This is a genomic window from Streptomyces sp. SBT349 (genome assembly GCF_001083795.1).
GTDB lineage: Bacteria > Actinomycetota > Actinomycetes > Streptomycetales > Streptomycetaceae > Streptomyces.
In genome coordinates, this window is sequence record NZ_LAVK01000318.1 from 1 (window position 1) to 8,596 (window position 8,596).

Sequence of the window (8,596 nt, forward strand, 5' to 3'; positions counted from 1 at the left end):
GGTGGGGAGGTCTGGGGGGCCTCGCCCGCCTCCGGGTGGGTGTGAATCAGCTCGGAGGCGGACGGGGCGGTTTATGGGTGGCCGCGGGGTCGCGCGGCCAGGAGATGGGCGGGCAGGTCCCGCTCGTACTGGTCCGCGCGGGCCATGCCGTAGATGCGGTTGATGCAGTCGTCGCAGGCGTAGGCCGCGGCGGATGCGTCTCCGGCCACGCCGCGGACGGTGACGGGCCCGATCCAGGTGACGGCTTGCATTTCCTCCGGGTCGCAGCCGAGCCAGCAGCGGCCCTCGATGCGTTTTTGGGTGCGGCGTCCGGGGTCGGGGAGTAGCAGGTTGATGCGCTCGTTCACGACTCACCTCCGGGCGCGGCTTCGCATGGGGGGTCGCAGGCCCACAGTTCGAGTCCGGCGTTGTTCTCGTCCTGGCTCGGGTTGAGGCGCCGCATGCCGGGGAGCATGGCGTGATCGCACCAGGCGCAGGCCCAGCCCGTGGCCTGGTCCTGGGATAGCCCGTCCAGTGGGGGGAGCGGATCGGCGTCCGTCGGCGCGGTCATCGTGCGGCCTTGGTGGCGGGCGTGGCCGGGAGTCCGGCGCGGGCGGCGGTGCGCAGGTCGGCGACGGCGGTGCGGGCCTGGTCGTGCGCGGCGTGCAGTTCGTCCGTGCTCGCCGCGCGGTTCTTCGTGCGGGTGGCGGCGTCCATCAGCCGGGCGACGGGCGCGATGAGGTCGGGCCGGTCGCCCACCTCGGCGAGTCGCGTCACCAGGTCCGCGGGCACGATGTCCGGGTAGGTCATGCGGGTGCCGCGGGAGCCGATGGGGTGCAGCGCGAACGGGATCAGGCGCCCGGCGATCAGACAGGTCCGGCAGGCGTAGTACGTCCAGCCCGGCCCGCTGTTCCCGTCCACGATGGCGACCGGGGTCAGCGGCGGCACCACGTCCCGGCACGTGGAGCACCGCGGCATCACCGCGTGCCCCCCGGGCAGGAGTGCAGCGCGAACGACTCCACCCTGTCGTCGCAGCGGGGGCACTGCTCAGATGGCACCACGGGGGGGCAGGTGCGCCCGTCGATGAGAGTCGGAGGGTCGTCGCTCAGCGGGGGCGGCGCGGTGATGGGGTCCGGGCCGTGCCAGTCCGGCCCGTGGCCCGCGCTCGCGTTCGCGATCTCGCGGCGGCGCACCCGCTGACCGGGGGTCCTGAAGGGGGTAGGCATGATCGGCTCCTGTGACGTGTCGTGTACGGACCGTCGGGATGTGCCGATGAACGTATGCCTGTGAAAGGGCAGCTCTCAATAGTAGTTTGACTGTCCGTCACGACGAAGTATCAGTTAGCTACATGGGCAGTCCGATGGCATCGGCGAGCTGCCGCATCTCCGGCGTGAGCGTCCTCCGCTTGGCCACGATGTCTCCCAGGATGTCCCGCGCGTACCGCTGGTTCGCCAACCAACTGGGCGCCGTAGCGTGGACATCGAGCAGCACATCCACGGCCTCCCCGTACTGCCTCAACGTGGTGTGCGCGCTGGCCACGTCGAGCCGGTGACGGTTCGAGTTCCCGTCCGACGGGGGCGCCTTCCGCTTCTTCCTCAGCCCTTCAGCGAGGTGCAACGCTTTGTCGGGCTGGTCCAGGATGATGTGAGTCTCCACCTGCTTGTGTGCCACTACGAGCGGCCCCCACCGATTCATGCGGCGCCCGTACCCGAGTTCCCGGCCGGTCATCACGGCGGCACCCTTCGCCATCCGGATGGCGGTCGCCGCTTCGCCTTCTCGATTGTCCCGGACCGCCGCAGCGGCAGCGTGTAGAAGCAGCCAGCCCCATGCCGCTAGGTCGTCCGGCGTCGCCCGCGAGACGCGCCGCGGTTCCAGGTCGTCCGCCCACCGGGTGGCCAGTTCCCGTGCCTCGGCCAGCATCCCCCGCCGCATCAGCAGCCAGCATCGCGTGGTGATGACCCCTGCTGCCGTCGCCGAGTCCGGCGCTTCGTCAAGGGCCCGCTCCAAGGCCATGTCGGCGGCGTCCCACTGGCGGACCTGCGTCAGCGCTGCCCCGGTGAAGTGGAGTGTGCGCGCTCGGAGTTCTCGGGCCGCGTTCTCGTCACCTAGCGCCTCCGCGTTGCGGAGGAGTCCCGGCAGGTCCGCGGCGAGCGCGGCGTGATCGTCCGCGAAGTAGGTAGTTCGTGCAGCCTGAAGGTCTTCTTCGACGCTGGCTACTGTGGGTTCGTCGAGCAGCAAGTCACTGATGTGGGGTTGCTCAACTGCCCGCTGAACGGGGCGCCAGGCGTCGCCGGAGCCGAGTTGCGGCACGGGGTCCTCCTGGCGGGCGGCGAGCTTGCTGGTGGGCACGCGCAGCACAACCGCGAGCTTCCGGAAGGTACCCATCCGGGGAGCGCCGCTCGTCCCCTGCTCAATGCTGCGGATGGTGGCCACCGATACCCCGGAGGAGGCGGCCAGTCCCTTCTGGCTGAGGCCGCGCCGCTTGCGCGTTTCTCGCAGGCGTGCGCCGATACCCTCTGTGGGCATGTCGGTGTGGTCGGGCATACTGACTCCCGTTATTCCGTTTGGACTCGACACCTGGACGGTACTCCCGCCGCTGGCGGGAGGAATAGCGAGCGGCCCCCCATCACCCTGCGGTGACGGCGGGGCCGTTGTGCTTGGGGCATGACGAGACACTCCAATGCACGCCGCCGGCGAGAGGGGCGGACTCGGCGTTCTGCTACTCCGAAAGCCAGTTCCACTTCCATGCGGGCAACACCTGGACGCACCTCGGGAAGACTCGGGCCGCCGCGCGGGAGCACGCACGCGCGCTGGAGCTGTATCCGGCGAGTGACCACATGGACCGCACCCTCGTGCGTCTGGACCAGGCGATGTGCATGGTCGCGGACCAGGATCCCGCCGCCGCTGCCGCGCATGCCACCAGCGCGCTCGTCGGGCTTCCGACTGAGCACAGGAGCGCTTTGATCATCTACCGTGCCGAGCAACTCGCCGATAGCGTGCCCCGGACGGCACGGCAGGTTCCCGAGGTCCGAGGGCTGCGCGAGGTCCTGGCTCTGCCCGCCGGTACGGAGGGATGAGACGACGTGGTGACGATCGGCCGGGCGACCGTGGAGGACGCCGCGGTGGTCTCCGGCATCATCGGGGAGATCGCGGCCTACTACGGCGGCGAGGACATACCCGGGGACATGGACCGGATCGAGGCCGTGCTCCGGAGTGACGTGCCCGGCATCACGATTCTCCTGGCGCGCGACGACGGTGGCGTTCTCGGACTTGCCTCGTACTCCTTCCTGTGGCCCGCGGCAGGCAGCGACCACAGCCTGTACCTCAAGGAGCTGTTCGTGAGGGAAACCGCTCGCAGGAAGGGTGTCGGGGCCGCGCTGATGGCGGCCTTGTCGAAGGCCGCGGCGAACGCCGGGTGCTCGCGCGTCGAATGGACGGCCGACCGCGACAACCCCAGCGCCCTGGCCTTCTACGAGGCACTTGGCGCACGGCAGACGACCGGCAAGGTCTTCTACCGCGTGCAGGCTGCATGACCGACCCCGTCCACGGCGGCTACACCCTCCCCCGGGCGCTCCACCTCCTGGACCGGGTCTGCGGGGCCGCCGGTCTGGATCCGCGTGGCGCGATACTGCTGCGCGGGCAGACGAACGCGGTCTTCCGGCTGGCCGCGCATCCGGTCGTCGTCAAGATCGCCCGCGTGGGAACGGGAACGGAGGAGGTCCGGCGGACGGTGCTGTTCGTCCGGTGGCTGATGGACCGGGGGTTTCCGACGGTCCCGCTGTACCGCCCGGAGCTCCAACCGGTCCTGGTCGGAGGGGAGTCGGCCACGCTGTGGCGGTACCTTCCGCAGCCGCCGCAGGCCGTTCCCGCGGAGGCCCTGGCGAAGCCGCTCAGCACGTTGCACAGCCTTGCCTCCCCGCCCGTCGCTCTTGGGCCGCTGGACGTCTGCGCAGCCGTCCGCTCCTCCCTGAACGGCACGGCCATCCTGGACGACGGTGACCTGGGCTTCCTCCGCGAGCGCGCCGACGCACTCGAAGGCGCCCTGCGGGGCGTCACCTACGAGCTGCCGGAGGGGATCCTCCAGGGTGACCCGCAGCACGGGAACGCCCTGCACGACGGGGACGGCGCCGTGCTGTGCGACTGGGACAACGTCTGCACGGGCCAGCCCGAGTGGGACCTCGCAACGATCGAGGTCCACTGCCGCCGGTTCGGCTACGGCGCCGAGCACTACCGTCGCTTCGCCGAGACCTACGGCTGGGACGTCACCGCCTGGTCCGGACACCCGGTCCTGCGTGACCTGCGTGAACTCCGCATGGTCGCGACCATGCGGAGTTCACGCAGGTCACGCAGGACCGGGTGTCCGGACCAGGCGGTGACGTCCCAGCCGTAGGTCTCGGCGAAGCGACGGTAGTGCTCGGCGCCGTAGCCGAACCGGCGGCAGTGGACCTCGATCGTTGCGAGGTCCCACTCGGGCTGGCCCGTGCAGACGTTGTCCCAGTCGCACAGCACGGCGCCGTCCCCGTCGTGCAGGGCGTTCCCGTGCTGCGGGTCACCCTGGAGGATCCCCTCCGGCAGCTCGTAGGTGACGCCCCGCAGGGCGCCTTCGAGTGCGTCGGCGCGCTCGCGGAGGAAGCCCAGGTCACCGTCGTCCAGGATGGCCGTGCCGTTCAGGGAGGAGCGGACGGCTGCGCAGACGTCCAGCGGCCCAAGAGCGACGGGCGGGGAGGCAAGGCTGTGCAACGTGCTGAGCGGCTTCGCCAGGGCCTCCGCGGGAACGGCCTGCGGCGGCTGCGGAAGGTACCGCCACAGCGTGGCCGACTCCCCTCCGACCAGGACCGGTTGGAGCTCCGGGCGGTACAGCGGGACCGTCGGAAACCCCCGGTCCATCAGCCACCGGACGAACAGCACCGTCCGCCGGACCTCCTCCGTTCCCGTTCCCACGCGGGCGATCTTGACGACGACCGGATGCGCGGCCAGCCGGAAGACCGCGTTCGTCTGCCCGCGCAGCAGTATCGCGCCACGCGGATCCAGACCGGCGGCCCCGCAGACCCGGTCCAGGAGGTGGAGCGCCCGGGGGAGGGTGTAGCCGCCGTGGACGGGGTCGGTCATGCAGCCTGCACGCGGTAGAAGACCTTGCCGGTCGTCTGCCGTGCGCCAAGTGCCTCGTAGAAGGCCAGGGCGCTGGGGTTGTCGCGGTCGGCCGTCCATTCGACGCGCGAGCACCCGGCGTTCGCCGCGGCCTTCGACAAGGCCGCCATCAGCGCGGCCCCGACACCCTTCCTGCGAGCGGTTTCCCTCACGAACAGCTCCTTGAGGTACAGGCTGTGGTCGCTGCCTGCCGCGGGCCACAGGAAGGAGTACGAGGCAAGTCCGAGAACGCCACCGTCGTCGCGCGCCAGGAGAATCGTGATGCCGGGCACGTCACTCCGGAGCACGGCCTCGATCCGGTCCATGTCCCCGGGTATGTCCTCGCCGCCGTAGTAGGCCGCGATCTCCCCGATGATGCCGGAGACCACCGCGGCGTCCTCCACGGTCGCCCGGCCGATCGTCACCACGTCGTCTCATCCCTCCGTACCGGCGGGCAGAGCCAGGACCTCGCGCAGCCCTCGGACCTCGGGAACCTGCCGTGCCGTCCGGGGCACGCTATCGGCGAGTTGCTCGGCACGGTAGATGATCAAAGCGCTCCTGTGCTCAGTCGGAAGCCCGACGAGCGCGCTGGTGGCATGCGCGGCAGCGGCGGCGGGATCCTGGTCCGCGACCATGCACATCGCCTGGTCCAGACGCACGAGGGTGCGGTCCATGTGGTCACTCGCCGGATACAGCTCCAGCGCGCGTGCGTGCTCCCGCGCGGCGGCCCGAGTCTTCCCGAGGTGCGTCCAGGTGTTGCCCGCATGGAAGTGGAACTGGCTTTCGGAGTAGCAGAACGCCGAGTCCGCCCCTCTCGCCGGCGGCGTGCATTGGAGTGTCTCGTCATGCCCCAAGCACAACGGCCCCGCCGTCACCGCAGGGTGATGGGGGGCCGCTCGCTATTCCTCCCGCCAGCGGCGGGAGTACCGTCCAGGTGTCGAGTCCAAACGGAATAACGGGAGTCAGTATGCCCGACCACACCGACATGCCCACAGAGGGTATCGGCGCACGCCTGCGAGAAACGCGCAAGCGGCGCGGCCTCAGCCAGAAGGGACTGGCCGCCTCCTCCGGGGTATCGGTGGCCACCATCCGCAGCATTGAGCAGGGGACGAGCGGCGCTCCCCGGATGGGTACCTTCCGGAAGCTCGCGGTTGTGCTGCGCGTGCCCACCAGCAAGCTCGCCGCCCGCCAGGAGGACCCCGTGCCGCAACTCGGCTCCGGCGACGCCTGGCGCCCCGTTCAGCGGGCAGTTGAGCAACCCCACATCAGTGACTTGCTGCTCGACGAACCCACAGTAGCCAGCGTCGAAGAAGACCTTCAGGCTGCACGAACTACCTACTTCGCGGACGATCACGCCGCGCTCGCCGCGGACCTGCCGGGACTCCTCCGCAACGCGGAGGCGCTAGGTGACGAGAACGCGGCCCGAGAACTCCGAGCGCGCACACTCCACTTCACCGGGGCAGCGCTGACGCAGGTCCGCCAGTGGGACGCCGCCGACATGGCCTTGGAGCGGGCCCTTGACGAAGCGCCGGACTCGGCGACGGCAGCAGGGGTCATCACCACGCGATGCTGGCTGCTGATGCGGCGGGGGATGCTGGCCGAGGCACGGGAACTGGCCACCCGGTGGGCGGACGACCTGGAACCGCGGCGCGTCTCGCGGGCGACGCCGGACGACCTAGCGGCATGGGGCTGGCTGCTTCTACACGCTGCCGCTGCGGCGGTCCGGGACAATCGAGAAGGCGAAGCGGCGACCGCCATCCGGATGGCGAAGGGTGCCGCCGTGATGACCGGCCGGGAACTCGGGTACGGGCGCCGCATGAATCGGTGGGGGCCGCTCGTAGTGGCACACAAGCAGGTGGAGACTCACATCATCCTGGACCAGCCCGACAAAGCGTTGCACCTCGCTGAAGGGCTGAGGAAGAAGCGGAAGGCGCCCCCGTCGGACGGGAACTCGAACCGTCACCGGCTCGACGTGGCCAGCGCGCACACCACGTTGAGGCAGTACGGGGAGGCCGTGGATGTGCTGCTCGATGTCCACGCTACGGCGCCCAGTTGGTTGGCGAACCAGCGGTACGCGCGGGACATCCTGGGAGACATCGTGGCCAAGCGGAGGACGCTCACGCCGGAGATGCGGCAGCTCGCCGATGCCATCGGACTGCCCATGTAGCTAACTGATACTTCGTCGTGACGGACAGTCAAACTACTATTGAGAGCTGCCCTTTCACAGGCATACGTTCATCGGCACATCCCGACGGTCCGTACACGACACGTCACAGGAGCCGATCATGCCTACCCCCTTCAGGACCCCCGGTCAGCGGGTGCGCCGCCGCGAGATCGCGAACGCGAGCGCGGGCCACGGGCCGGACTGGCACGGCCCGGACCCCATCACCGCGCCGCCCCCGCTGAGCGACGACCCTCCGACTCTCATCGACGGGCGCACCTGCCCCCCCGTGGTGCCATCTGAGCAGTGCCCCCGCTGCGACGACAGGGTGGAGTCGTTCGCGCTGCACTCCTGCCCGGGGGGCACGCGGTGATGCCGCGGTGCTCCACGTGCCGGGACGTGGTGCCGCCGCTGACCCCGGTCGCCATCGTGGACGGGAACAGCGGGCCGGGCTGGACGTACTACGCCTGCCGGACCTGTCTGATCGCCGGGCGCCTGATCCCGTTCGCGCTGCACCCCATCGGCTCCCGCGGCACCCGCATGACCTACCCGGACATCGTGCCCGCGGACCTGGTGACGCGACTCGCCGAGGTGGGCGACCGGCCCGACCTCATCGCGCCCGTCGCCCGGCTGATGGACGCCGCCACCCGCACGAAGAACCGCGCGGCGAGCACGGACGAACTGCACGCCGCGCACGACCAGGCCCGCACCGCCGTCGCCGACCTGCGCACCGCCGCCCGCGCCGGACTCCCGGCCACGCCCGCCACCAAGGCCGCACGATGACCGCGCCGACGGACGCCGATCCGCTCCCCCCACTGGACGGGCTATCCCAGGACCAGGCCACGGGCTGGGCCTGCGCCTGGTGCGATCACGCCATGCTCCCCGGCATGCGGCGCCTCAACCCGAGCCAGGACGAGAACAACGCCGGACTCGAACTGTGGGCCTGCGACCCCCCATGCGAAGCCGCGCCCGGAGGTGAGTCGTGAACGAGCGCATCAACCTGCTACTCCCCGACCCCGGACGCCGCACCCAAAAACGCATCGAGGGCCGCTGCTGGCTCGGCTGCGACCCGGAGGAAATGCAAGCCGTCACCTGGATCGGGCCCGTCACCGTCCGCGGCGTGGCCGGAGACGCATCCGCCGCGGCCTACGCCTGCGACGACTGCATCAACCGCATCTACGGCATGGCCCGCGCGGACCAGTACGAGCGGGACCTGCCCGCCCATCTCCTGGCCGCGCGACCCCGCGGCCACCCATAAACCGCCCCGTCCGCCTCCGAGCTGATTCACACCCACCCGGAGGCGGGCGAGGCCCCCCAGACCTCCCCACC

General features: G+C 70.5%; 15 protein-coding genes and 1 pseudogene. 8 read left to right on the forward strand and 8 right to left on the reverse strand.

The window, feature by feature from the left end:
- Positions 1–71 precede the first annotated feature (71 nt).
- The 5 genes from ADY01_RS28485 to ADY01_RS28465 form a co-directional block, all read right to left on the reverse strand.
- Positions 72–347 carry a hypothetical protein gene (locus tag ADY01_RS28485; protein WP_049579227.1) on the reverse strand — a complete coding sequence of 92 codons (276 nt, stop codon included), beginning with the start codon at positions 345–347 and terminating at the stop codon, positions 72–74.
- Positions 344–550 carry a hypothetical protein gene (locus ADY01_RS28480; RefSeq protein WP_049579229.1) on the reverse strand — a complete coding sequence of 69 codons (207 nt, stop codon included), beginning with the start codon at positions 548–550 and terminating at the stop codon, positions 344–346. The genes ADY01_RS28485 and ADY01_RS28480 overlap by 4 nt, the downstream gene beginning before the upstream one ends.
- A complete protein-coding gene (locus ADY01_RS28475; protein WP_049579231.1) occupies positions 547–930 on the reverse strand; it encodes a hypothetical protein in 384 nt (127 codons plus the stop codon). Before ADY01_RS28475 ends, ADY01_RS28480 begins: the two co-directional genes overlap by 4 nt.
- A gap of 26 nt (positions 931–956) precedes the next feature.
- Positions 957–1,205, reverse strand: coding sequence for a hypothetical protein (locus tag ADY01_RS28470; protein WP_049579232.1), 249 nt, complete (start codon positions 1,203–1,205; stop codon positions 957–959).
- Positions 1,206–1,323: 118 nt separating this feature from the next.
- A complete protein-coding gene (locus tag ADY01_RS28465) occupies positions 1,324–2,523 on the reverse strand; it encodes a helix-turn-helix domain-containing protein (protein WP_063784390.1) in 1,200 nt (399 codons plus the stop codon).
- 293 nt (positions 2,524–2,816) lie between these two features.
- Between ADY01_RS28465 and ADY01_RS39405 the strand changes: the two genes are divergently transcribed.
- From ADY01_RS39405 to ADY01_RS40990, 3 genes are read left to right on the forward strand one after another with little or no spacing between them, the layout of a single operon-like run.
- A complete protein-coding gene (locus ADY01_RS39405; RefSeq protein WP_159001476.1) occupies positions 2,817–3,056 on the forward strand; it encodes a hypothetical protein in 240 nt (79 codons plus the stop codon).
- Between the two features lie 6 nt (positions 3,057–3,062).
- Complete coding sequence (locus ADY01_RS28455) at positions 3,063–3,512, forward strand: GNAT family N-acetyltransferase (RefSeq protein WP_324613376.1); 450 nt, start codon at positions 3,063–3,065, stop codon at positions 3,510–3,512.
- Positions 3,509–4,369, forward strand: a complete 861-nt coding sequence (locus tag ADY01_RS40990) for a phosphotransferase (RefSeq protein WP_049579236.1) — start codon at positions 3,509–3,511, stop codon at positions 4,367–4,369. The genes ADY01_RS28455 and ADY01_RS40990 overlap by 4 nt, the downstream gene beginning before the upstream one ends.
- Before the next feature lie 41 nt (positions 4,370–4,410).
- Here the strand turns inward: ADY01_RS40990 and ADY01_RS28450 are convergent.
- The 3 genes and pseudogenes from ADY01_RS28450 to ADY01_RS39400 form a co-directional block, all read right to left on the reverse strand.
- Positions 4,411–5,187: pseudogene (locus ADY01_RS28450) on the reverse strand (phosphotransferase); the annotation flags it as partial.
- Positions 5,085–5,534: a GNAT family N-acetyltransferase gene (locus ADY01_RS28445; protein WP_324613376.1), complete on the reverse strand. Its 450-nt coding sequence runs from the start codon at positions 5,532–5,534 to the stop codon at positions 5,085–5,087. The pseudogene ADY01_RS28450 and the gene ADY01_RS28445, both read right to left, overlap by 103 nt.
- Before the next feature lie 6 nt (positions 5,535–5,540).
- Positions 5,541–5,780: a hypothetical protein gene (locus ADY01_RS39400; RefSeq protein ID WP_159001476.1), complete on the reverse strand. Its 240-nt coding sequence runs from the start codon at positions 5,778–5,780 to the stop codon at positions 5,541–5,543.
- Between the two features lie 293 nt (positions 5,781–6,073).
- Here ADY01_RS39400 and ADY01_RS28435 point away from each other — a divergent pair, with 293 nt between their 5' ends.
- The 5 genes from ADY01_RS28435 to ADY01_RS28415 all read left to right on the forward strand — a co-directional run bounded on the left by ADY01_RS28435 (position 6,074) and on the right by ADY01_RS28415 (position 8,525).
- Positions 6,074–7,273: a helix-turn-helix domain-containing protein gene (locus ADY01_RS28435; protein WP_063784390.1), complete on the forward strand. Its 1,200-nt coding sequence runs from the start codon at positions 6,074–6,076 to the stop codon at positions 7,271–7,273.
- A gap of 118 nt (positions 7,274–7,391) precedes the next feature.
- Positions 7,392–7,640: a hypothetical protein gene (locus ADY01_RS28430; RefSeq protein ID WP_049579232.1), complete on the forward strand. Its 249-nt coding sequence runs from the start codon at positions 7,392–7,394 to the stop codon at positions 7,638–7,640.
- A gap of 26 nt (positions 7,641–7,666) precedes the next feature.
- Positions 7,667–8,050: a hypothetical protein gene (locus ADY01_RS28425; RefSeq protein ID WP_049579231.1), complete on the forward strand. Its 384-nt coding sequence runs from the start codon at positions 7,667–7,669 to the stop codon at positions 8,048–8,050.
- The gene (locus ADY01_RS28420) at positions 8,047–8,253 is read left to right on the forward strand and encodes a hypothetical protein (protein WP_049579229.1); all 207 of its coding nucleotides are present in this window, start codon (positions 8,047–8,049) and stop codon (positions 8,251–8,253) included. Before ADY01_RS28425 ends, ADY01_RS28420 begins: the two co-directional genes overlap by 4 nt.
- Entirely contained in the window at positions 8,250–8,525 is a 276-nt protein-coding gene (locus ADY01_RS28415) for a hypothetical protein (protein ID WP_049579227.1), read from the forward strand. Before ADY01_RS28420 ends, ADY01_RS28415 begins: the two co-directional genes overlap by 4 nt.
- The last annotated feature ends 71 nt before the right edge of the window (positions 8,526–8,596 follow it).

Excerpts from the sequence above, each read along its gene's own strand:
- ADY01_RS28480 (WP_049579229.1), bottom strand. The coding sequence starts at position 550 with ATGACCGCGCCGACGGACGCCGATCCGCTCCCCCCACTGGACGGGCTA.
- ADY01_RS28470 (WP_049579232.1), bottom strand. The coding sequence starts at position 1,205 with ATGCCTACCCCCTTCAGGACCCCCGGTCAGCGGGTGCGCCGCCGCGAG.
- ADY01_RS28465 (WP_063784390.1), bottom strand. The coding sequence starts at position 2,523 with ATGCCCGACCACACCGACATGCCCACAGAGGGTATCGGCGCACGCCTG.
- ADY01_RS39405 (WP_159001476.1), top strand. The coding sequence starts at position 2,817 with ATGGACCGCACCCTCGTGCGTCTGGACCAGGCGATGTGCATGGTCGCG.
- ADY01_RS40990 (WP_049579236.1), top strand. The coding sequence starts at position 3,509 with ATGACCGACCCCGTCCACGGCGGCTACACCCTCCCCCGGGCGCTCCAC.
- ADY01_RS39400 (WP_159001476.1), bottom strand. The coding sequence starts at position 5,780 with ATGGACCGCACCCTCGTGCGTCTGGACCAGGCGATGTGCATGGTCGCG.
- ADY01_RS28435 (WP_063784390.1), top strand. The coding sequence starts at position 6,074 with ATGCCCGACCACACCGACATGCCCACAGAGGGTATCGGCGCACGCCTG.
- ADY01_RS28430 (WP_049579232.1), top strand. The coding sequence starts at position 7,392 with ATGCCTACCCCCTTCAGGACCCCCGGTCAGCGGGTGCGCCGCCGCGAG.
- ADY01_RS28420 (WP_049579229.1), top strand. The coding sequence starts at position 8,047 with ATGACCGCGCCGACGGACGCCGATCCGCTCCCCCCACTGGACGGGCTA.